The organism is Micromonospora sp. WMMD1219 (assembly GCF_049315215.1).
Taxonomy (GTDB): domain Bacteria; phylum Actinomycetota; class Actinomycetes; order Mycobacteriales; family Micromonosporaceae; genus Micromonospora; species Micromonospora tulbaghiae.
The window spans coordinates 3,972,129-3,995,920 of record NZ_CP186057.1; the positions used below are offsets into that span (position 1 = coordinate 3,972,129).

At 69.5% G+C, this 23,792-nt stretch carries 16 protein-coding genes; 12 read left to right on the top strand and 4 right to left on the bottom strand.

The annotated features are described in order from the left end of the window. Positions 1 to 71 precede the first annotated feature (71 nt). A complete protein-coding gene (locus tag ACN27C_RS19100) occupies positions 72 to 1,397 on the bottom strand; it encodes a hypothetical protein (protein WP_422747139.1) in 1,326 nt (441 codons plus the stop codon). A 138-nt stretch (positions 1,398 to 1,535) separates the two neighbouring features. Here ACN27C_RS19100 and ACN27C_RS19105 point away from each other — a divergent pair, with 138 nt between their 5' ends. From ACN27C_RS19105 to ACN27C_RS19140, 8 genes are all read left to right on the top strand, one after another. Next, complete coding sequence (locus ACN27C_RS19105) at positions 1,536 to 2,234, top strand: HAD family hydrolase (RefSeq protein ID WP_120573686.1); 699 nt, start codon at positions 1,536 to 1,538, stop codon at positions 2,232 to 2,234. Positions 2,235 to 2,256: 22 nt separating this feature from the next. Then, on the top strand, positions 2,257 to 3,042 hold the full coding sequence (locus tag ACN27C_RS19110) for a DUF4184 family protein (protein WP_422747142.1): 786 nt from the start codon (positions 2,257 to 2,259) through the stop codon (positions 3,040 to 3,042). Positions 3,043 to 3,566: 524 nt separating this feature from the next. Next, entirely contained in the window at positions 3,567 to 12,698 is a 9,132-nt protein-coding gene (locus ACN27C_RS19115) for a DNRLRE domain-containing protein (protein WP_422747144.1), read from the top strand. Positions 12,699 to 13,054: 356 nt separating this feature from the next. Then, positions 13,055 to 13,516: a hypothetical protein gene (locus ACN27C_RS19120; RefSeq protein ID WP_252447678.1), complete on the top strand. Its 462-nt coding sequence runs from the start codon at positions 13,055 to 13,057 to the stop codon at positions 13,514 to 13,516. Between the two features lie 474 nt (positions 13,517 to 13,990). After that, a complete protein-coding gene (locus ACN27C_RS19125; RefSeq protein ID WP_422747146.1) occupies positions 13,991 to 14,635 on the top strand; it encodes a hypothetical protein in 645 nt (214 codons plus the stop codon). Between the two features lie 42 nt (positions 14,636 to 14,677). Continuing rightward, complete coding sequence (locus ACN27C_RS19130) at positions 14,678 to 14,986, top strand: hypothetical protein (protein WP_120569040.1); 309 nt, start codon at positions 14,678 to 14,680, stop codon at positions 14,984 to 14,986. 269 nt (positions 14,987 to 15,255) lie between these two features. Further along, positions 15,256 to 17,097: a BTAD domain-containing putative transcriptional regulator gene (locus ACN27C_RS19135; protein ID WP_422747149.1), complete on the top strand. Its 1,842-nt coding sequence runs from the start codon at positions 15,256 to 15,258 to the stop codon at positions 17,095 to 17,097. 73 nt (positions 17,098 to 17,170) lie between these two features. Further along, positions 17,171 to 17,872, top strand: coding sequence for an AMIN-like domain-containing (lipo)protein (locus ACN27C_RS19140; protein WP_422747151.1), 702 nt, complete (start codon positions 17,171 to 17,173; stop codon positions 17,870 to 17,872). Between the two features lie 12 nt (positions 17,873 to 17,884). On the opposite strand, the gene ACN27C_RS19145 is transcribed toward ACN27C_RS19140, so the two are convergent. The 3 genes from ACN27C_RS19145 to ACN27C_RS19155 form a co-directional block, all read right to left on the bottom strand. Then, positions 17,885 to 18,166, bottom strand: a complete 282-nt coding sequence (locus ACN27C_RS19145; RefSeq protein WP_421498453.1) for an SCO0607 family lipoprotein — start codon at positions 18,164 to 18,166, stop codon at positions 17,885 to 17,887. Positions 18,167 to 18,236: 70 nt separating this feature from the next. Further along, entirely contained in the window at positions 18,237 to 18,512 is a 276-nt protein-coding gene (locus ACN27C_RS19150; RefSeq protein WP_013287312.1) for a hypothetical protein, read from the bottom strand. A 47-nt stretch (positions 18,513 to 18,559) separates the two neighbouring features. Continuing rightward, positions 18,560 to 18,991 (bottom strand): hypothetical protein, encoded by a 432-nt coding sequence (locus tag ACN27C_RS19155; protein ID WP_422747153.1) that lies wholly within the window; start codon positions 18,989 to 18,991, stop codon positions 18,560 to 18,562. Positions 18,992 to 19,386: 395 nt separating this feature from the next. Here ACN27C_RS19155 and ACN27C_RS19160 point away from each other — a divergent pair, with 395 nt between their 5' ends. From ACN27C_RS19160 to ACN27C_RS19175, 4 genes are read left to right on the top strand one after another with little or no spacing between them, the layout of a single operon-like run. Continuing rightward, positions 19,387 to 20,670 carry an ABC transporter substrate-binding protein gene (locus ACN27C_RS19160; protein WP_120569045.1) on the top strand — a complete coding sequence of 428 codons (1,284 nt, stop codon included), beginning with the start codon at positions 19,387 to 19,389 and terminating at the stop codon, positions 20,668 to 20,670. Then, the gene (locus ACN27C_RS19165; protein WP_252447691.1) at positions 20,667 to 21,668 is read left to right on the top strand and encodes a carbohydrate ABC transporter permease; all 1,002 of its coding nucleotides are present in this window, start codon (positions 20,667 to 20,669) and stop codon (positions 21,666 to 21,668) included. The genes ACN27C_RS19160 and ACN27C_RS19165 overlap by 4 nt, the downstream gene beginning before the upstream one ends. A gap of 1 nt (position 21,669) precedes the next feature. Further along, a complete protein-coding gene (locus ACN27C_RS19170) occupies positions 21,670 to 22,506 on the top strand; it encodes a carbohydrate ABC transporter permease (protein ID WP_026268483.1) in 837 nt (278 codons plus the stop codon). Between the two features lie 9 nt (positions 22,507 to 22,515). Then, positions 22,516 to 23,724 (top strand): ABC transporter ATP-binding protein, encoded by a 1,209-nt coding sequence (locus ACN27C_RS19175; protein ID WP_120569047.1) that lies wholly within the window; start codon positions 22,516 to 22,518, stop codon positions 23,722 to 23,724. The last annotated feature ends 68 nt before the right edge of the window (positions 23,725 to 23,792 follow it).

Below are 23,792 nucleotides of genomic sequence, written 5' to 3' on the forward strand. Positions count from 1 at the left end.
CGCGCCCGATCCTCACGCTGCGCTGCTGACGCGTGGGGCGCGACGGGGAAGCCCCGCCGCGCCCCACGCGCTCACGGCAGCGGCAGGAACGCCAGCCGGGCGTGGTACTCGCCGGCCACCGTCACGGTGTCGCTGCCGACCCACAGGCCCCGGTCGGTCGCGTACAGCTCCTGGGTGCCGACGCCCCGGTCCTTGGTCGGGTTCCAGGGCAGCGCCTTGCCCGTGGTCGGGTGGATCGCCCCGATGCCCGGCCGGGACACCGCGCCCGGACCGGCCGAGTTGCGGCCCTGCGGGTTGTCCAGCCAGCGCTGGTGACCCCCGACGTAGACCGCGGCGCCGGTCACCGCCACCGACAGCAGCGTGTCGCCGCCGGTGTAGTTGGCCCAGGTCGGCTGCTTGCCGCCGGTGGCCGTACCGAACTCGAACCGCGCCGCGGTGTCGCAGAGCGTGCCCGGGAAGGCCGCGCCGGTGGTGACCACCGCGAACCAGGTGCCGTCCGGGGAGATGTCCACCCCGCGCAGGTACGACGGCATCGACCGCGCGCACTGCGGCTGGTAGCGGTCGGTGGCCCAGCCGGAGAGCGTGGCGCCCGCGCCGGACAGGTTCGCCACCGCGAGCTGGTGCCGGGCCACGCCCGCCACCGTGCTGAAGTTGCCCGCGAACACCAGCCGGGTGCCGTCGGCGGAGACGTCCAGCGCCTCGACCTTCACCGGCGCGGTGGCACCGGACGTGGTCTTGCGCGGGCCGGCCAGGTTCAGGTTGACCGACGCGTCGGCCGCGCCGGTGGTGGCGCTCACCGCCGCCAGGGCACGCCGGGTCACCCCGCCGACGGTCTGGAACGCGCCGCCGACGATCAGCCGGTTGCCGACCAGGCGCATGTCGTTGACCTGGTTGTTCAGCGCCGGCGTGGTGAAACCGGCGACCCGGGCGCCGGTGGCCGCGTCGATCCGGGCCAGCCGGGACGCCGCCGTGCCGTTGACGGTGGTGAACGCGCCGCCGATGTAGAGCGAACGGCCGTCCGGCGCGGCGGCCAGCGCCTTGACCGCGCCGTTGACCTGCGGCCGGAACGTGGTGTCGATCCGGCCGGTGGTCGCGTCGAGGGCCACCAGGCGGGGCATCGCCAGCTGGGCCGACTGGCCGGCGTTGCGCACCTTGGTGAACGTGCCTGCGACGTACACGCGGTCGCCGATCTGGAGGATGCGGTGGACGGTGCCGTCCAGCGCGTGCGGCGTCCAGTCGACCGGGTTGGTGCCGACCACTGTGGTGTGTGAGGCGTTGACGGCCAGTGCCGGGGATCCCGGCAGCGCCGCGCCCGCGACGGCGAGCGTCGCGGCCACCGCGACGGCGGCGCGCCGCCGGCGCCGTCGTCCAGGTGGATGATCGGGTGAGATCGTCATGGCCGAAGCATGCCGTCGGACCAGGGATTCCGCAGTCGGGTAGCCGCCGGTAACGGGCCGCCGACCGGATAATCCGCGTGGCCCGTCCGGCGACCGGGCAGTACGGTGTGCGAGGTCCGCGAGGGGGAGGGGGACGCGATGCCGTCGCGCCGGGACGCCGCCGTGCTGGTCTTCGACGCCGACGACACGCTCTGGGAGAACAACGTCCTGTTCGAGCGCGTCATCGACGACTTCCTCACCTGGCTCGACCACCCCACGCTGGACCGGGCCCGGATCCGCGCGGTGCTCGACGACATCGAGCGCGCGAACGCCGTCGCGCACGGCTACGGCAGCAAGGTCTTCCTGCGCAGCCTCGGCGAGTGCCTGGAGAAGCTGCGCGAGCGTCCGGCCACCGCGCGGGAGCGCGCCGACATCGAGCAGCTCGCCGCCGCGCTGGTCGGCCACCAGGTCGAGCTGATGCCGGGCGTGGCCGAGACGCTCGACGACCTGGCCGGGCGGCACGAACTGCTGCTGCTGACCAAGGGCGAGCGCGAGGAGCAGCAGCGCAAGCTGGACGCGTGCGGGCTGCTGCACCACTTCCGCGCCGCGCACATCGTGCCGGAGAAGGACGCGGACACGTACCGCTGGCTGGCCCGCGAACACGCCTTCGACCCGGCCGCCGCCTGGATGATCGGCAACTCGCCGCGCTCGGACATCCTGCCCGCGCGGGCCGCCGGGATGAACGCGGTCTTCATCCCGAACGAGAACACCTGGGTCCTGGAGCACGACGAGCTGGACCCGTCCGACCAGCGGGTGATCCGGCTGGCCGCGTTCCCCGACCTGGTCCAGCACTTCTAGGCGGGCCGGTAACGTCCGGGACGTGCCGCTGACCTTCCCGTCGCACCTGGCGCCGGTGCTGCCGCTGAAACGGTGGCGCCCGGGCTGGTTCGACGGGGTGGCGCTGTGCACCGGCGCGGTGGCGCCGGACGTCTCGTACCTGTTCACCGGCACGTCGCTGGCCCGGGACCTGCGGACGCACACGCTCGGCGGCCTGCTCTGGTGGTGCCTGCCGGTCGCCCTCGTGTACGCCTGGGTGGTGCGCCGCATGGTCGCCGGCATCGCGGTGCACCTGCCCGGGCAGCGGTTGTGCGGCTGGCCCTGGTACGTGACGCTGGCCCGGGTGCGCCACCCCTGGCAGGTGACCGTCTGCTCGGCGCTCATCGGCGCGTTCAGCCACGTGGGGTGGGACCGGGTCAGCGACAGCGACCGGCTGCCCCGGCTGCTGGGGATCGCCGACTTCCACGCCGTGACCGGCGTGTACTGGTACCGCTTCGTGGACGTGGTGGCCGGTCTCGCCGGCGGGCTGCTGGTGGTCGTCCTGGCCGTGCACGAGGCCCGCCGCGGCATGCGGGCCGACGGCGTACGCGGACCGGCGCCGGAGGCGAACCCGAACGTGTTCTGGCGCGTGGCGCTGGCGGTCACCGGGCTCGGTGCGCTGCTGATGCCCGCGCTGCCGGCGGCGGGCGTGCCCGCGCCGGCGGGCGTACGGGCGCTGCACGTGGCCGCGCTGGCGCTCGTCGCCGGGGCCGTCGCGGCCCGGACCGTCCCGCCGCGGCCGGCCGGGCGCAGTCCGCGTCTCGAAGTCGAACAGCGCGAAACCGGCTGACCCCGTTACGCCGACATGCCGCAATTCCGCATAGACATCAATCACAAGCGCAGCCGCCGGTCATCGCTTGTCCGGCCTGCGCGGACGCGCCTAACCTGAGCCGGCGCCCACGCCTCGTCGGGGTGAGACGGGGGCGCACCGGAGTCCGGTGGTAAGAGCACCGTGGAGCTGAGTGCGGGCAGACCGGCTCGCCGTGCGGAGCCCGGCGGAAGGCGTCGTGCCACGCCTGCCGCGCTCCTGCGGCGCAGACCGCTACCCAACCGGACGGCCGGGGTCAGGACCGGGGAGTTGCGGACCCGGTCCTGACCCGTCCGGCCCTGCCGCCGCGGGCCACGCTTTCCCGTCACCGCACCCTTCGCGATCGATGCGCCCGCCCGTCGCCGGCGGGCCGGTTCTGCCTGCTCGCGGGCCGGCCGTCCGCACTCCCGACGCCGGCTGGGAAGTAGCTGACAAATAGTCCGGCGTGTATGCGGTGTTCCTAGCCTTCACCCGTCCTGTCACCGGAGTTGACCGGAGGGTAACGGGTGAGAAGACCATCACGAGGCGCCCTGATCGGGGGCCTGGCGCTGGCCATGGTGGCCACGCTGGGCGGGGCGGCGGTCCTGCCGGACCGCGACCCCGCCACGACAGAGCAGGCCGCGCCGAGCGGGAAGAACGACGACAGCGGACTGCTGGACCGCCTCGGCAACGCCGCCCGTGGCCTGGTCGCCGGTGGTGGCGACCGGGCGAAGCCCGAGGTGGTCAGCGCCGGGCTGTACCGCAACGAGAAGCCCGCCGCCGGCCGGAAGTGGCCGGCGCAGAAGCGGGTCCGGGAGGTGGCCGGCAAGCGGACCGAGAACGCCCGGGTCTACCAGCTCTCCGACGGACGGTTGCAGGCGGAGATCTCCGCCGTGCCGTTGCACTACAAGGACGGCAGGGGCACCTGGCGGCCGATCGACACCAGTGTCCGGCCGGTGGACGAGCCCGGATACGTCCAGGGCAACCGGACCAACGCCTTCACCAGCCTCTTCGGTGACAGCTCGGACGACCTGGTGCGCTTCGAGCGCGACGGCCGCACCATCGAGCTGGGCCTGCCGGGCGCCGCCCGGAGCGTCAGCCCGAAGGTGTCCGGCTCCACCGTGACGTACCCGGGGCTGGCCGGCGGCGCGGACGTGGTCTACGACGTGACCAGCACCGCGCTGAAGGAGAAGATCGTCCTGCGGCAGGCGCCGACCGGGCCGGTCTCCTACACCTTCACGCTGGAGACGGCGGGCCTGACCGCGCAGCAGCGCGAGGACGGGTCGATCGCGTTCGTCGGCCGCGACGGCGGCGCCCCGGTGTTCGTCATGCCGGCGCCCTTCATGTACGACAGCAAGGACGACAGGTCCTCCCCGCACGGCAAGGTGTGGTCGGACGAGGTCACCCAGAAGGTGACCCGGTCGGGTGACACGTCGGCCGTCACCATCACCGCCGACGCGGGCTGGCTGGCCGACCGGGCCCGGGTCTACCCGGTGGTGATCGACCCGACGATCAAGTTGCAGCCGGTGCCCACCGACGCGCAGGACGTGCACATCTACTCCGGCGCCACGACCACCAACTACAACGACACCTACCAGTTGAAGGTCGGCACGGACGCGGCGAACGCGTACCGCACGCTGGTCAAGTTCGACGTCGGCTCGATCCCGCGGAACACCCCCATCGACGACGCGCAGCTGCAGATGTACTACTCGCAGACCCACCACGCCTGGGGCTTCGACGTCGCCATGGAGGCCCGCAAGGTCACCCAGCCGTGGAGCGAGAGCACCGCTACCTGGGCGAACATGAACGCCAACATGGCCGCCCAGCCGGCCGGCAACATGGTCACCCAGGACGACGGCGACGCCGGCACGTCCGTGTCCGGCACCTGGTCGTACTCAGGCAACGCCGAGCTGACGCCGCTGGCCGTCAACGGCGACTACCGCTTCAACAGCGACGCCACCACCGGCAACACCCACACCTGGGTGCCGACCATCACCGAGGCCGGCAACTACCAGGTCGAGGTCCACTACGTGTCGGAGTCGGACCGGCCGACGAACGCGCCGTACACAGTGCACTACAACGGCGGGTCGAAGACGTACACCGTCGACCAGACCGGCAGCGCGCGCGGCGAGTGGAAGACGCTCGGCGTGCACCCGTTCGCGGCCGGCACCACCGGCAAGGTCGTGCTCGGCGACGTGTCGGGCAAGTCGGTGATCGCCGACGCGGTGCGATTCACCAAGTGGGGGGCGGCCACCAAGAAGGCTTCGGTCTCCAACGTGTGGAGCTCCTTCCCGGTCCGCAACGTGGTGCAGGACTGGGTGAACGGCACGTCCGCCAACCACGGCTTCATGGTGAAGGCGGTCGACGAGGCGGCGAAGGGCCGCGGCGGCCCGATCTACGAGGCCTCCGAGTACGCGTACAACAACGCCCGCCGGGACTACAACCTGCCGAAGCTGGTCATCACGTACGGCCGGCCGGGTGTGGCGGTCAGCCCGCCGACGACGCTCACCTCCACCGGCGCGGTGCTGGACTGGCCGGCGTACGTCGACCCGTCGTCGTCGACGGCTGACGACGCGGTGGAGTACCAGGTGCACCGCAGCATCTACCAGAACTTCACCCCGTCGGCGGCGACCCTGATCGCCCCGGTGTCCACCAGCACCCGCACGTATCAGGACACCACGGCGATCCCGACGGCGGCGGACAACACCGACCCGCTGGCGCGGAAGTTCTACTACTACATGGTCGCGGTGAAGACCCGCGACGGGCAGGTCGTGGCCGGACCCACCCAGTCGGCGATCCTGCCGAAGGCGGGCCAGATCACCCGGATCTACCGCACCGGCACCACCGACACCACGCTCTCCCAGGCCCGCCCGACGGAGAACGTGGACGTCTACGACGGTGACCCGTACGTCAGCCCGGGCAACAACTCGTCCTACTACGGGGACACCCGCGGCCTGGTGAAGTTCCCGGCGCTGACCGGCATCCCGGCCAACGCCAAGGTCGTCGATGCCGACCTGCGGCTGTACAACAGTGGGCTCTACCCGGGCACCGACACCGACGAGTACGTCGACGTCCACAAGCTGACCAGGAACTTCACCGAGACCGGGGCGACGTGGAACACCTACGACGGCACCAACGCGTGGACCACCGCCGGCGGTGACTACGACACCACCTGGAAGGCGAGCTACAACCAGTTCACGAACGACCCCAAGTGGGCCTCCTGGGACGTGACCCCCGCGGCCGACGGCTGGGTCAAGGACCCGACGAAGAACTTCGGCCTGCTGCTGCGCCAGCGCGACGAGGCGAACCAGACCGCGCGGGCGGTGCTGCTGTCGTCCGAGGCGCAGGAGCCGCTGCTGCGGCCCACGCTGGAGGTCACCTACCTGGAGCAGACCGCGGAGTCGACGTACTACGCGGCCTCGACCCCGGCGCTGGCCACCGCCGACTCGACGTACACGGTGCCGGTGACGCTGTCGAACCCGACGCTCACGGCGTGGAACCCGACCGACTGGGAACTCGCCTACGACTGGAAGCGGGCCGACGGGGTCACCGACGGCGCGGACGCCGCCTACGAGCTGCGGACCGCGCTGCCGAAGAGCGTTCCGGCCGGCGGCACAGTCGACGTGTCCGCGCAGGTGAAGACCCCACCGTCGTCCACCGAGGGCAACGAGCGCACCGACTACGTGTTGCAGTGGGACCTGCGCAACAAGCTCACCGGCAAGAAACTGTCGGAGACCGCGTCGATCCCGGCGCTGCCGCAGAACATCTCGGTGGAGGAGCCGACCTCCGACCAGCTCGGCCTGGAGAAGTTCTACTCGTACGCGGGGAAGAACACCGGCGCCGGCGGCACCCTGATGAACAACCTGTACTCCGGCAACACGGTCTGGTCGTACAACGCGTTCAACAACCCGTCCCGGGGCCTGTCGACGTTCGTGCGGATGTCCTACAACTCGCTGGACACCACCGACACGGTGGCCGGGTACGGCTGGTCGCTGCAGGCGTCGTCGATGATGCGCCTCGGCGCCCCGCTGGACTTCCACCCCAACCCGAACCCCACCAAGGTCACCCTGACCGACGGTGACGGCACCAGCCACCGGTTCACCTGGGACGCGACCGCGAACGAGTGGAAGAGCCCGAAGGGTGTGCACCTCTACCTGCAGAAGTACGGCAGCGTGGACTGCAAGCCCAACACCGACGAGCCGAAGGCGTGGGTGCTCACCCGGCCGGACCGGACGCAGTTCTTCTACGACTGCGAGGGCTTCCTGTCGAGCGTCGTCGACAACAACGGCAACGAGATGCTCTTCACCTACGAGGAGCGCAAGTCCAACAACAAGCCGACGAAGTTCCTGCGGTACATGACCGACCCGACCGGCCGGATCACGCTGACCATCGACTACTACGCCAAGGGCCAGACGTACGACTACATCAACGACACCACCTGGACGCGGGTCTCCGGCGCGACGAACCTGACCAACCCGAAGATCATCGACCACATCTCGCAGATCACCGACGTCTCGGGACGCAAGCTCACCTTCACCTACACCGACAAGGGCCTGCTCGGTGAGCTGATCGACGGCGCCGGGTCGACGAACGTCACGCCGAAGACGTTCAAGTTCGCCTACGACATGACCCAGGGCAACAAGAACGTCAAGCTGGTCAAGGTCACCGACCCGCGGGGCAACCCGACCAGTCTGGTCTACAACTACCCGCAGACCGGGGACGACCCGAAGTTCCACTGGACCACGAAGTCCTACACCGACCGGCTCACCCACCTGACGCAGTTCGGCTACGTGGACCCCGACGGCCCGCAGGGCAACAACATCAACGCCACGGTCACCGACGCGGAGAACCACGCCACCCAGTACCTGCTGGACGGCTACGGCCGGGCGTACCAGACCACGAACGCCAAGAACGAGGTCACCAAGACCGGCTGGGACGACGACCACAACGTCATCCGGCTGGAGGAGGCGAACACCGCCGTCTCCACCTGGGCGTTCGACCCCAAGACCGGCTACCCGACCCAGATCCGGGACGCGGAGGCGGTCAAGAACGGCTGGCCGGGCACGGTGCTGACCTACCAGCGTCAGCTCAACGGCTACGTGGCCGAGGTGCTCAGCAAGACCAGCTCCGAGGGCCGCAAGTGGACCTTCACGTACACCGGTGAGGGCGACGTCGCGACCGTCACCGACCCGGTCGGCAACACCACGCCGGCCGACGGCGACTACACGAGCGTCAACACCTACGACGAGTGGGGCCAGCTGCTCAGCGCCCGGGACGCCAACGGCAACACCACCGGGTACGGCCCGTTCCACCCGAGCGGCTACCCGACGACCATCACGGACGCGGGCACCGGCAAGTCGTACTTCACCTACGACGACCGGGGCAACGTCACCGAGGTCAAGAACGGCAAGAACGCGAAGGTCACGCAGGCGTACGACACGTTCGGCCGGCCCACCACCAAGGTGGAGCCGATGGACGCGGCGAACAACCGCTTCATCACCACCAAGGCCCCGGTGTACGACCTGAACGACAACATCACCACGGCGTACGCCGCGAACGGCGCGGTGTCGACGTCCGTCTACGACAAGGCGGACCAGGTCGTCGAGTCGCTCGCCCCGAAGGACGAGCCGGCCAACACGGCGGAGCCGGAGCGCAGGACGACCACGACGTACGACAAGGTCGGCAACGTCCTGACCGTCACCGAGCCGCAGGGCAACCTGACCTCGACGGCCGGCGACTACACGACGACCACGAAGTACGACGCGATCTACCAGCCGACCGAGGTCACCAACGGCTTCGGCCAGAAGGTGAAGTCGGAGTACGACAACGTCGGCAACGTCACGGTGCTGTACGACGCGAAGAAGACCGCCAGCGAGGCGGACGACTTCACCACGAAGTACGAGTACGACCTGAACCACCGGGTCGTGAAGACCACTGACGCGGCGGGCAAGTTCACGACCGCCCGCTACGACAAGGACGGCCTGACGCTCGGCACCACCGACGCCGACGGCAACGAGTCGCTGGCGATGTACGACGCCCGCGGCGCGCTGGTGGAGTCGAAGGTGCCGCACAGCAAGGACGGCTCCGGCACCGTCACGTACCGCACCACCAAGTACGAGTACGACCAGGTCGGCAACCAGACGAAGCTGATCACCCCGCGCGGGGTGGACACCACCGACGACGCCGACGACTTCTCCGTGGTGACCGTCTACGACGCGCTCAACCGCAAGAAGGAGGAGTGGTCGTCCTACGACAAGGACGACAGCCGCTACGACAAGCCCGACAAGACCTTCTACAGCTACGACGAGATCGGCAATCTGACGAAGGTCAGCGCGCCACCGTCGGACGGGCAGACGGTCCGCAACGACACCGAGTACAGCTACTACGACAACGGGTGGACCAGGACGTCCAAGGACCCGTGGGACATCGTCAACTCCTACGACTACAACGACCTGGGCCAGCAGACCAAGAACACGCTGAGCTCGGCCGGCGGGTCGACCACGCGGACGATGACCTGGCAGTACCACCAGTCCGGCAACGAGAAGGGACGGTCGGAGGACGGCCTGCCGGTCGGCAGGGACGTGGTCCTGGTCGACAACACCGACACCAACAACACCGCCTCGCAGGGCACCTGGACCAACGGGGCCGCCACCGGGCAGTGGGGCTACGACGTCTCCACCGCCCCGGCCGGCAGCGGGTCGGCGCAGTTCAACTGGCAGCTGACCATCCCGCGTGACGGCACGTACGAGGTGTTCGTCCGGCACCCGCAGGTCACCGGCGCCGCGACGGACGCGAAGTTCACCGTCACGCACGACGGCGGCAGCGTCACCAAGACGGTGAACCAGACGCAGAACACCGGCGCCTGGATCAGCCTGGGCAGCTACTCCTTCAAGGAGGAGGGCGTCCAGAAGATCACCGTCACCGACCAGGCGACCGGCAAGGTGCTGGCCGACGCGGTGAAGCTGGTGCGGGACAACTCCGCCGACGTCGACAACGAGCGCAAGGAGTTCACCTACCGGTACAACCCGAACGGGATGATGGTCGAGGTCAAGGACCTCAGCCCGGGCGCGAAGATCGGCCGGTACGACATCGCGTACGACCAGCTCAACCAGATCTCCACGGTGAAGGAGTTCGCCGGGCTCGACGACACGAGCGCGAAGAACACCACGGCGCTGACCTACGACGACAACGGCAACCCGCTCACCTCGACCCACGACCTCACCTGGTCGAAGATCGAGTACGACCCGCGGGACATGGTCGCCAAGGTCACCAACGCCGACTCGCCGACGGCCGGCAACCAGCAGGTCTCGTCGTTCACCTACACCAACCGCGGGCAGGTGCTCAAGCAGACCAAGCCCAACGGCAACACGGTGGACTTCGAGTACTACCTCGACGGCGCCACCAAGCGTCAGCTGGAGAAGACGTCCGGCGGCGCCACTGTCGCCGAGCACAACCTCCAGTACCAGGCGAACGGGCACCCGTCGCGGGACGTGCTGAAGCTGATGAACGCCGACAACTCGTCGGACTACATCGACAACACTTACGTCTTCAGCTACGACCCGCAGGACCGGATCGCCAAGCTGGACAAGACCGGTGACAGCACCTCGACGGAGACCTACACCTACGACGCCAACGGCAACACGGTGTCGCAGACCGTCGGGGGGACGACCAGCACCAGCAAGTACGACCGCAACCGGCTGCACTCGACCACCACGGCGGGTGTGACCTCGACGTACAACTACGACCCGCTGGGGCGCCTCGACACGGTGTCGGTCGGCGGCCAGCGGGCGCAGAAGTACTACTACGACGGCTTCGACCGGACCGCGAAGACCACAGCGGGCGTCGGCGCCAACGCCAAGTCGACCACCTACGTGTACGACCCGTTCGACCGGACGGTGTCGCAGACGACGGCCGGCAAGACCACCCTGTTCACGTACCTGGGGATGGACAACCAGGTGCTGCGCGAGGAGGTCGCGGGCAAGGCGACGAAGTCGTACCAGTACGCGCCGTGGGGTCAGCAGCTGACCCAGATCAAGCACAAGGACGACGGCGGGCGGGAGTACTCGCAGTTCATCTACCGGCCGCGCGGCGACGTCATCGGTATCACGAAGGAGGACGGCAAGACCCGGGCGACGTACGGGTACACCGCCTACGGCAAGGACGACTCGTCGCAGTTCACCGGCGTGGACAAGCCGGGTGCGCAGCCGGAGGGCGAGGAGCCGTACAACGCTTTCCGGTTCAACGCCTCCCGCTGGGACGCGGGTTCGGGCACGTACGACATGGGTTTCCGCAACTACGACCCGGGTCTGAACCGGTTCCTGACGCGGGACACCTACGGCGGCGCGATGGCGGACATGGGTCTGGCCATGGATCCGTTCACCGGCAACCGGTACGCGTTCGCCGGCGGGAACCCGATCAGCTTCATCGAGCTGGACGGGCACCTGTTCGGGATGTCGTGGTCGGACATCGGCCACGCCACCCTGGACGTGGTCGGCATGGTGCCGGTGGTCGGCGAGGTCGCCGACGTCGCCAACGGCATCTGGTACGCGGCCGAGGGCAACTACGTCGACGCGGCGTTGTCGATGGCCTCGGCGATTCCGCTGGCGGGCAACGCGGTGACGGCGGCGAAGCTCGCAAAGACCGGCAAGAAGATCGCCGACGGCATCGACACCGCCAACGACGTCAAGAAGGGCGTCGAGGCGACCACCGACGCCTCGAAGGCGTTGCCGACCAACACCCCGAAGCCGAAGACCGAGACCCCGGCCAAACCGACGAAGTGCAACAGCTTCGTGCCGGGCACCAGGGTGCTGCTGGCCGACGGCTCGACCAAGGCGATCGAGGACGTGAAGGTCGGGGACCGGGTCCTCGCCCCCGACGTCGAGTCGGGCGACCGGCAGGTCCGTCCGGTCACCCATTTGATCCCGGGTGGCGGGGTCAAGAAGCTCGTGACCATCGTCGTGGACACCGACGGCAAGTCCGGCGACAAGACCGGCACCATCGTGGCCACTGATGGTCACCGGTTCTACCTGCCGGATTCCGGGGTCTGGGTCACCGCCGGCCAGCTCAAGGCCGGCGCCTGGCTCCAGACGTCGTCGGGCACCTGGGTCCAGATCTCTGCCATCCGGCACAAGACCCAGATCCAGCGAGTACACAACTTCACCGTCGATGGACAGCACACCTACTACGTCCTGGTCGGCGAAACCCCCGTACTCGCCCACAACGATGCCTGTCCGACCAAGACGGATGCACAGCTCCAGGATGACGCCGACGCGATTGCTGAGACCTGGCGTACCAGGTACGGGGACCGTGCGTACAACGGGACGACGGTGAGTACGGGCCACCTGAATGGAGAACTTGTCTACACTGTTAATCGAAACAACACCAATCCGGATGCTCGGGCTCTGGCAGAGCAGCTCGGATACCGGCGAGTGGCCGGATCGGATCTGCGGGGCCCTAACCAGACGGATGCCGAGCAGATTCTGCTGAATGCCGTCGACAAGGGCAGGGTTGGGTCCAACGGACGTATTGCTACCTCAAGAATTCCCTGTGGCCCGGTGCGGCCAACCGGCAAGCCGGGCCAGGATTGTGGCGGCAGAATCGGGAGTGGTAAGTACCCGAATATCCGGGTCGTTGGTAGATGGGGGGCCGGCGTAGGTTAGCTCCACATCACTGGTTGACAACTCTGGCTAGATCCGTGCCGGCCGTCGCCTCCCACATTCAGGGAGGCGACGGCCGGCACGCGGGTCTCACGTTTTTTCGCTGCCGGGTGCCGACGACCAGTCGGGTGCTGCGCAAGGAAGGTTCGCGGGTGCCGGTGTGCAGGTGAGCAGGTCGTTGTCGGCTTAGGTATGATCGGTGCCATGCCCGCAGTGGCCGTGCAGCCTGGTAAATGGAGCGGTCATGTCATCAGCCGCTGCCGCCTCCAGTCGGGTCGAAATTGCCCGCCGTGTTGGTTCGGATTTGCGTAACGTGGCTATAGAAACTGGAGGACCAGGTGCTACTCTGGGATCGGGAGATGCAGCCGCTGCGAGGTGAATTGCAGAATATTCAGCCTCCGCAAAGGCTCGCTCTTGCAATGGCGGCTATGGAGTGGACCCGCAATGCAATGGGTCGGATCGAGGTAGAGGAAGTTCGCGACTACCTGGATCGAGGTATGGTGGCCGGGCGCGAAGCGGTGGCTGCCGGCCTGGACAGGATCGAGCTCTCCGACGATGTGCTCGACGAGTACGAGGATGTGCTGGATCTGGCGGAGGAGCCCGGTACCTCGCACCTGATGTCGGCTCTGCTGGCCTGTGCCGATGCGCCCGACGGCCTCACCGGCGAAGTCCTGTACGGTGTTCTTTCCTTTTGTTACGAAGGTCTTCTCGATCGAGAAGAAGTGCCGGAGTGGACTGAGGAGGCTGAGCGGGCTAATGCCAGGTGCGTGGAGACGATCGCTTTTCAGAAGAGGCTCGTTCGTGAGGCGATGCCGCGCTGAGAGCATCACGGCGCCCGAATCGCGGGCTCTGCGGTCGCTTCGCTTCTCAGGTGTCCCGGGGTGCCGGGTCCGCAGCGGACGCTGGGTGGGGTCGAGGCCGGCGATGGCTTCTCGGCTGCCGAGTTGGAGGCTGCCGAGCGTGCGCTCGGATTCTCGATCCCGCCCCTCCTCCGGGATTTCCACGATTTGTCGGGGAAGAGACAGGACGCGTTGCGGCTGCAGGACCCCAGTGCATGCACGTGGCAAGGAGGATATTCGGGTTGCCTAGGCCGTGGCAACCGGTTGTGCAGCTTGTAGGACCTCGTTGAGCAGATGACAATCAGGAAGTCTGCGCCGGTACCGCTGGCGCGGACTTCCTGCTGCAGGGGCGGGCGAGTTCGTGCCGGGCCGACAACTTTTCGTTCTATCGATTGTCTGTCCTACCGCAGAGCGTGAGATCTGTCCCGGGCGCGGCTACTGCATTATGCTCAGCTCATGGAGCCCTCCCAGTTCGACCTCGGCGCAGTATTCAGATGGGCCCACGATGACCGGCCGATGCGGATCTTGATGCACGATGACGAGGTCGTCATGTACGACGCCTGGTGGCCTCATCTGGAAGCATGGGGTATGACGGACCTGAAGGATCTCAGGAGAGGGCGCGTCGACTATTACGCCGCCACGCTCTCAGCTCTCTCGAAAAGGGCGACCTATGTCCGAACGGAGCCGCTCACGGCTGGGGAGTCCGGGATTCACCGGCCTGACCTACCCCTTTCGGCGGGGTGTTGCGCCGATGTGGACTGGCCGAAGCAAGCGCCCGGAACCGTGCGACTACTTGCGGAAACCGCAGGCTTCGCTGATTGCCTGAACAAGGATGGCGACACTTCCGTGAGTGCCTCCGAGCTGTACCTGTACCCTTTTTCGAGCCGGGGCGGGCAGAAAAGGGCCGTCCGCATCGAGGCTGAGGATCTCACCGCTTTCACCCTCGACGAACTGCTGTGGCGGGCGGCTGACGCGCAGGCGCCGTTCGTGGGAGACAAGCTGCCTGTGCGCGGTATCGGGCTCTACCGTTCAGGTCTGCAGCGAGGGATTCCTGCGTATTATCTGTGGGGGTCCGCGAGTAGGCTGCATTCAACGCCGTAAGAACGGACTCAGGTGCGGTGGCGTCCGTACGGGGTACGGGCCGTGCACGACGATGACTTCGCCGACCTGTGGGACCAGGACGTTTCGCCCGGTCACATGAGCCTGGCGGAATTCGACGCCGCCGGGCGACCCAACCCGGTGCTCATGGCGGGTCGGTTCACCGCCAATAACGGCAAGATCACGTCCTGTGACAACTGGTCCGGCCATTACCAACCCCAGCAGTACGGCGGCCGGATGCTGCAGGACATCGCCGACCTGCTCGCGGAAGAGGGCGCAGACGCCATTCGGGACAGGGCTCGACGTGAGGGCCGAGAGCGTATGGAACTGCTGTACGCACACTCGTACCGGTGACCCGAGGCGCACCAGGCGGGCGGTATGTACGCTGCGGATGCCGGGTACCGCGACGACGCCGGGACCTCCGTGGACCGGAAGGGCCGGCCTCTGCCTCCCGTCACCCGGTGTGATCAACCCGAAGCGTCCCCAGTGGTATTTCTGTTACCTCGACACACCGCAAACCGTATTGACATTCATCACGCTTTATTGTCCGGTTCGACCCTTGTTGGCCGCGAAGTGGGCGCTTAGCGTGGGCGGCGCGTCTAGGGTCTACGGGGAGCGGCGCGATGGAACTTCAGATTCGGCTTCTGGGCACGGTGGAGCTGTGCGTCGACGGCGAGACCGTCACGCCCGGCGCGGCGAAACGACGGGCCGTCCTGGCCGGGCTGGCGATCGAGGCGAATCACTCCGTCTCCCTGCCCCGGCTGGCCCGGATGGTCTGGTCCGACCACCCGCCGACTTCCGCCACCGCCAACCTCCGTACCCATGCCGCCGGCCTGCGGCGCACGGTCGGCGACCGGCTGCTCGCCCGTCCGCAGGCGTACGAGCTGCGGCTGGCGCCGCACGAGCTGGACGTGACCGAGTTCCAGCGGCTGGCGGCGCAGGGGCGGTCACTGCTCGCGTCGGCCGATCCGGCCGGCGCGATCGACACGCTCACGTCCGCCCTGGCCTGGTGGCGGGGCCCGTCGGGTGACGGCCTGCCCCGGAGCACCGCGCTGGACAACCGGTGGGCCGCCCTCGACGAGCAGCGGCTACAGGTCTTCGAGGAACTGACCGAGGCGCGGCTGGCCGCCGGTGAGCACGCCCACCTCCTGTCCGACCTGCGCGCGCACCTGGCCGCGCACCCGCTGCGGGAACGGGCCTGGGGGCACCTGATGCTCGCCCTCTACCGGTGCGGGGACGTGCCGGCCGCGCTCACCGTCTACCGGGACGCCCGGGCCGTCCTCGACGAGCAGCTCGGCCTCGAACCCGGCGCGGAACTTGCCCGGCTGCACCGGGCGATGCTGGACCGCGCGCCGGAGCTGTCGTACGCCGAGCCGGGAGGCGCCGTCGCGACCGCCTCGGCACCGGTCGCGGACCTTCGCCCCGCCGTCGGCTGGACCGTACCGCGGGAGCTGCCCGCGGACCCGCTCACCTACGTCGCGCGTACCGGGGAGACCGCCGACGTGGTGGCGGCGGTGACCGCGGCGACCCCGGCCGCGGTGGTCGTCACCGGCGCCCCGGGCAGCGGCAAGACCGCCCTCGCGGTACGCGCCGGGCACGCCGTCTCCGCCCTGTTCCCCGACGGGCAGGTCTTCGTGGACCTCGGTTACCGGACCTCGGTGACGGCGGGGGAGGTGCTGGCCCGGGTGCTGCGCGCGTTCGGCGTGCCGGCCGCCGACGTCCCCGAGAAGACCGACGAGCGCGCCGGCTGGTTCCGCTCCCTGGCGGCCGGCCGCCGGCTGCTGCTCGTCGTGGACGGGGTCACCCGGGCATCGCAGGTGCGTCCGCTGCTGCCCGCCGGCCCCGGCCCGGCGCTGATCACCGTCGCTCAGCGGCACCTCGGCAGCCTGGACGGCGTACGCCGGGTGGCGCTGCGCCCGGTCGGGGTCGCGCAGGCCCGCGACCTGCTGGCCACGTTCGCCGGGCCGGACCGGCTGGCCGCCGAGCCGGCGGCCACCGCCGATCTGGTGCGGATCTGCGGCGGTTCGGTGCTCGCCCTGCGCATCGCCGGCGCCCGGCTGGGCCGGCGGTCCGGGGCGCCGGTGTCCACTCTCGTCGCGGAACTGGGTGACGGGCGGGGCCGGCTGGACCTGCTGGCCTACGAGGACCTGTCGGTACGGGCGAGCCTGGCCACCGGCGTGGCGGTGGTCCGCTCCGACGACGAACTGGCCGGCCGGATGCTCGAACTGCTCGCCGCGCGGCCGGGCACACCGGTGCACACGGCCGCGGACCAGCTCGGCGTCTCCCCGCAGCGGGTGCACCGCGCCCTGGACGACCTGGTGGACGCGCACCTGGCGCAGCGGGACGGGCACGGCGGCTACCGGCTGCCGACGCTGGTGAGCGACTACGCGGCCGAACTGGCCGCGGTGGGCCAGGTGTCCGTCCGCGAGACGACCGAGCAGCGGTTCGACCCGCGCGCCGCCTGACGGCCGAGACCGGGCCGGAATCGGGGACGGGACGCCTCTGGTGCGCGGGCCGGTCACGGAGCGACACTGAGTCATGACTCCTCAGCGCGTACCGCTGCTCGCCGGCCTGGTCGTGCTGCTCGCGGCGGCCTGCACGGCGACCGGCCACGACGGCGCGTCCACGGCGCCCACCCCGACGGCCGCGGCGGCGTCCGCGCCGGCCGCGACCCAGGCGCCGGAGGCCACGCCCACCCCGCCCGTGCCGACCGAGGCCGCGTCGACCGTCGGATCCTGGCGCGTCACCTGGGGCTGGGCGGTGCCCGGCGGGCCGGTCCGGGTGGCCCACCGGGTACGGGTGCCGGTCACCCCGCCGCCCGGGGAACCGCTGCCCGTCCTGGTGGCGGTCGACGTCGGCGACCACCCGGCGGAGGGGTTCAGCCGGATCACGTTCGCCTTCCGTGGACCCACCCCGTCCTACGAGGTCGCCTACGTGCCGCAGGTCGTGACCGAGGGGCGGGGCGCGCCGGTCACGCTGCCCGGCACTGCGTACCTGTCGGTGCGGTTCGATCCGGCCCAGGCGCACGACGCCCGCGGCGGCCCGACGGCCGACCTGCCGCCGGCGACGATCCGCTTCCCGACGCTGCGTGGATGGGCCGTGGCCGGCGACTTCGAGGGACACCTCAGCTTCGGGCTCGGCCTGCGGCCGCCCGAAGGCGGCCGCCTGCCGGTGCGGCTGGGGGAGGGCGACCGCCCCGACGGCACCCACGTCGTCTCGGTCGACGTGCGGCGGAGCTGACGCGGCCCCGCCTCAGCGGTCGATGATGGTGTTGTTCTCGTCGATGCCGTGGGTACGCCAGTAGACGTCCCACTCGTCGTCGACGTGCTTCGGCTCCTTGCCCTCCGGGTAGCGCACGTACGGCGGCGTCGGTTCCTCACCGTCCGGCACGCAGGAACTGCCGCCCTGCGGGCCGACCGCGATCACCGGGTACTCGTCGCTGCCGCAGATGCTCTGCCGCAGGGAACAACCGGTGGTCGCCATCAGCCCGGCCAGCCCGAGCACGGCAAGAACGATCATGATTCGAGTTCGCACGGGAGAATTCTCGTCGCCGCGGGCGGACCCGCCATCGGTACGCGTACTCAGATCGTGTGCCGTCGCCGGCTCAGGTCAGCTCGCCCCGCACGATCGCCACCGCCACCCGGCAGAACTCGTCCATGTCCGGCTGGAAGCCGGCCGCGATGTCCGGGTGCAGGCCGGAACGGGTCTCGTCGAGCAACCGACGGCAGACGTCCTCCACCGGCTCGCCCGCGTAGCCGGCGCGGACCCGGTCGGCGGCCGCCTGCAGGGCCGAGGTCAGCTGATCCTCCAGCGGGCCGCGCAGCTTCTGCTGCACAGGGTCGAGCCCGCTCGGATCGAGCGTGACATGTGGCTCCGACATCGGCACTCCCTTCCTCGGCGTCCGCGGTACCCCACCGCGGACGTCGGTCAAACCATCGTCGGTACGGCCGACACCCGGACCAGATACGAGAACTCCTCCGCCGGCTCCTCGGCGTACGACAGCCGGCGGATCTGCCGGTCGTCGGACCAGAGCGCGACGTCGACAAGCACTCCGAGGTGGGCGAGACCGATGGTGGAGACCCGCTTCTTGTCCTGGAGCACCGCGCACACGCCGCCCAGCAGCGTGCTGGCGTCGGAGGTGCGGTGCCCGGGCGGACAGCGCAGGGTCAGGTCCACCTCGACCGGCCCGGTCAGCGGGGTCCACCCGGTGCGCTGGGCCGCCGTGCAGGCGGCCTGGAGCAGGGTGCGGACCCTCGTCGCCTGCCGGTGCCCGGCGGCGAAGATGGACAGGGCCTCGGTCTTGACCGGGGGCAGGCCGCTCACCTCGAACGTCAGGGCGAGAGCGCGGGTGTCCTGCACGACGGCACCTCCTCGGGGGAATCCTGCCCAACCGGGGAACGGGCGCACGGCACTTCCCGTCAGAACCAACCGATCGGGCGGGCGATGGGGGACGGCCGGAGGCGCATCGGCGTCGACGGCGACGCGCCGGCTACGGAGCCAGCCCCACGCTAGTGCAGACCGCTGACGCTGGGTAGCCTCGCCGTTTCACTACGTGGGACGACGTGCGATCGCCCGGCCCGGTTCGTGCCGTGGCCGTCACATGTCCGTGATGTTTCGCTCCGTCGCAGGTCGGGCACGTTCAGCCGCACGACACGCCCGGGGCGTCGGGCGATCGGGCCGATGCCCCGGTCGTCTCGCCGTGCACCGGGGCGCGGCTCACTCCCCGGTTCTTCGCCGAAGAGAGGGGGAGGGTGATGACGAGAGTCCCCGACACGGCCGCACGGCGGCCGGCCGGACGCGCGGCGGCGGCGGCCGCCGCGCTCGCGCTGGTGGCCCCGCTGGCCGCCTGCGGATCCGGCGGCGACGGCGGCGTCCCCACGATCAACCTGTACTACCCGCCCGAGCAGAACCTGCAGAAGGTGGTCGACACCTGCAACACGCAGGCGCAGGGACGGTACCGGATCGACTACCGGGTGCTGCCGCGCGAGGCCGACGAGCAGCGGGTGCAGATGGTGCGCCGCCTCGCCGCGCAGGACAGCGGGATGGACGTGCTCGGCCTGGACGTCACGTGGACGCAGGAGTTCGCCAGCGCGAAGTGGATCCGGGAGTGGACCGGCCAGGACAAGGCCGAGGTCGAGCAGGGCACGCTGGCCGGCCCGCTGGACACCGCCCGGTACGAGGACAAGCTCTACGCCGCGCCCAAGAACACCAATGTGCAGCTGCTGTGGTACCGGTCCGACCTGGTGTCGCAGGCGCCGAAGACCTGGGACGAGATGATCTCCGCCGCCCAGCAGCTCAAGGAGCAGGGCAAGCCGTACCAGGTGCTCACCATGGGCGCCCAGTACGAGGGCCTCGTGGTCCTCTACAACACGCTCGCGGAGAGCGCCGGCGGCAAGATCCTCAGTGACGACGGCAAGAAGGCGGAGATGGACGCCGGCGCGGTGCGCGCGCTCGACCAGCTCAAGAAGTTCGCCACGTCGGGCGTGACCTCGCCGTCGTTCAGCAACGCGCTGGAGGATCCGGTGCGGCTGGAGTTCCAGTCCGGCAAGGGCGCGTTCCAGGTGAACTGGCCGTTCGTGTATCCGGCGCTCCAGGAGGCCAACCCCGAACTGGCGAAGAACGTGAAGTGGGCCCGGGTGCCGGGCATCGACCCGGGCACCCCCAGCAAGGTCACCATCGGCGGGGTCAACCTGGCGGTCAGCACCTACTCGAAGCACCCGGAGGAGTCGTTCGAGGCGGCCCGCTGCCTGCGCAACGCCGAGAACCAGAAGTTCTCCGCCGTCAACGACGGCGTGCCGCCCACCATCGAGGCCGTCTACGACGACCCGGAGATGACCGAGGCGTACCCGATGAAGGAGACCATCCTGGAGGAGCTGAAGGAGCCGGCGGTCCGCCCGCTGACCCCGGCGTACCAGAGCATCTCCACGGTGATGTCGGCGATCCTGTCGCCGCCGTCGGCGATCCGGCCCGAGCAGACCGCTGACGAACTGCGCAAGGCGATCTCCGACGCGCTGGAGTCCAAGGGAGTTCTGCCATGAGCGTGAACGCCACGCCGGCCGGCGCGCAGGCCGCCGCCGAGGCCGAGGCCGAGCAGCCGGGCGGCCGGCACGCCGCCGTGCCGGAACAGCGGTCCCGGCGCGGCTCCCGTGCCCCGCTGAGCGAGAACAAGCGCGCCGAGCGGCGCCTCGGCTGGCTGCTGTGCGCGCCGGCCGCGCTGGTCATGGTGCTGGTCACCGCGTACCCGATCCTGTACTCGGTCTGGCTGTCGCTGCAACGCTTCGACCTGCGCTTCCCCGACGAGCGGCAGTTCGTCGGCCTGGAGAACTACGTCACCGTGCTGACGAACGACTTCTGGTGGACCGCGTTCGGGGTCACCGCGCTGATCACCGTGGTCACGGTCGCGATCGAGCTGGTGCTCGGCATGGGCCTGGCGATGATCATGCACCGGACGCTCGTCGGCCGGGGCATCGTGCGCACCGCGGCGCTGATCCCGTACGGCATCGTCACGGTGGTCGCGGCGTTCTCCTGGCGGTACGCCTGGACGCCGGGCACCGGCTACCTGGCGAACCTGTTCGACGGCAGCGCCCCGCTGACCGAGCGGGCCAGCTCGCTGGCGATCATCATGCTCGCGGAGATCTGGAAGACCACCCCGTTCATGGCGCTGCTGCTGATGGCCGGGCTGGCGCTGGTGCCGGAGGACCTGCTCAAGGCGGCCTCCACCGACGGCGCGACGGCGTGGCAGCGGTTCACCAAGGTGATGCTGCCGGTGATGAAGCCGGCCATCCTGGTCGCGCTGCTGTTCCGCACGCTCGACGCGTTCCGGGTCTTCGACAACATCTTCGTGCTCACCAACGGCGGCAACGAGACGTCGTCGGTGTCGATGCTCGCCTACAACAACCTGATCCGGGGCCTGAACCTCGGCATCGGCTCCACGATGTCGGTGCTGATCTTCATCACCGTGGCGATCATCGCCTTCGTGTTCGTGAAGCTGTTCGGCACCGCTGCCCCGGGCAGCGACGATGGGGAGAGGCGCTGACATGGCAGTGGAAACCACCACGCGGGCGAAGGTGCGCTGGGGCCTGCTGGACGTCGTGGTCGTCGTCTTCGCGCTGGTCCCCGTCCTCTGGATCGCCTCGCTGTCGTTCAAGACCCCGGCCACGCTCACCGACGGCAAGTTCTGGCCGCGGGAGTGGACGCTGGACAACTACCGGACGATCTTCGACACCGACCAGTTCGTCCGGGCCCTGGTCAACTCGATCGGCATCGCGCTGATCGCCACCACCATCGCGGTGGTGCTCGGGGCGATGGCCGCGTACGCGATCTCCCGGCTCGACTTCCCGGGCAAGAAGCTGCTGGTCGGCGTCTCGCTGCTGATCGCGATGTTCCCGCAGGTGTCGCTGGTGTCGCCGCTGTTCGAGATCGAGCGGCAGCTCGGGCTGTTCGACACCTGGCCCGGACTGATCCTGCCGTACATCACGTTCGCGCTGCCGCTGGCGATCTACACGCTGTCGGCGTTCTTCAAGCAGATCCCGTGGGACCTGGAGAAGGCGGCCAAGATGGACGGCGCCACCCAGGCACAGGCGTTCCGGCGGGTGATCGCGCCGCTGGCCGCGCCCGGCGTGTTCACCACGGCCATCCTGGTCTTCATCTTCTGCTGGAACGACTTCCTGTTCGCGATCACGCTCACCTCGACCGAGCGGTCCCGCACGGTCCCGGTGGCGCTGCAGTTCTTCACCGGCGAGTCGCAGTTCGAGGACCCGACCGGGGCGATCTGCGCCGCCGCCGTGGTGATCACCGTGCCGATCATCCTGTTCGTGCTCTTCTTCCAGCGCCGCATCGTCTCCGGTCTGACCTCCGGCGCAGTCAAGGGATAGGTGGTAGCAATGGCCGACATCGTGCTGGACAAGGTGAGCAAGCGGTTCCCGGACGGGACCACCGCGGTGCAGGACGTCGACCTGGAGATCGCCGACGGCGAGTTCGTGATCCTGGTCGGCCCGTCCGGCTGCGGGAAGTCCACCACGCTCAACATGATCGCCGGGCTGGAGGACATCAGCTCCGGTGAGCTGCGTATCGGCGGCGAGCGGGTCAACGACAAGGCACCCCGGGACCGCGACATCGCGATGGTCTTCCAGTCGTACGCGCTCTACCCGAACATGACCGTGCGGGAGAACATGGCGTTCCCGCTGCGGCTGGCGAAGATGGACAAGGAGACCATCAACCAGAAGGTCGACGAGGCGGCGAAGGTGCTGGAGCTGACCGCGCTGCTGGACCGCAAGCCGGCCAACCTGTCCGGCGGCCAGCGGCAGCGGGTGGCGATGGGACGGGCGATCGTCCGCCAGCCCAAGGCGTTCCTGATGGACGAGCCGCTGTCGAACCTGGACGCCAAGCTGCGCGTGCAGATGCGCACCGTGGTGTCCCGCCTCCAGAAGCAGCTCGGCACCACCACCGTCTACGTGACCCACGACCAGACCGAGGCGATGACGCTCGGCGACCGGGTGGTCATCATGCGGGGCGGCGCGGTGCAGCAGGTCGGGCCGCCGCAGGAGCTGTACGACCACCCGCGCAACCTCTTCGTCGCCGGGTTCATCGGCTCGCCCTCGATGAACTTCGTGCACGCGGTCGTGGAGGACGGCCGGCTGCGGACCGCGCTCGGCGACGTGCCGGTCGGCGACCGGGTCCGCCGCGAGCTGGAGGGCGGCGACGCGCCCCGGGAGCTGATCCTGGGCATCCGCCCGGAGCACTTCGAGGACGCGGCGCTGATCGACGACGAGACCCGCCGCCGGGGCATGGAGTTCGAGGCGCCTGTCGACATCGTCGAGTCGATGGGCTCGGACAAGTACGTCTACTTCACCGTCGAGGGGGAGCGGGCCACCGCCGCGGAACTGGAGGAGCTGGCCGCCGACGCGGGCGCCGCGGACTTCGCCGGCGCCGGGTCGAACCTGGTCACCCGGCTGTCGGCGGAGTCGCCGGTACGCGAGGGTGAGTCGCGCCGGGTGTGGTTCAACCTGGAGAAGATCCACCTGTTCGACCCGGGCAGCGGCCGCAACCTGACGCTGCACGAGGGCCGGTCGGCCGGAGCGCTCGCCGACTGACCCCTGGATGCGGGCGAAGGGCCGGTGGCAGTGCGCGCCGCCGGCCCTTCGGCCTGCTCGCGTCCCGG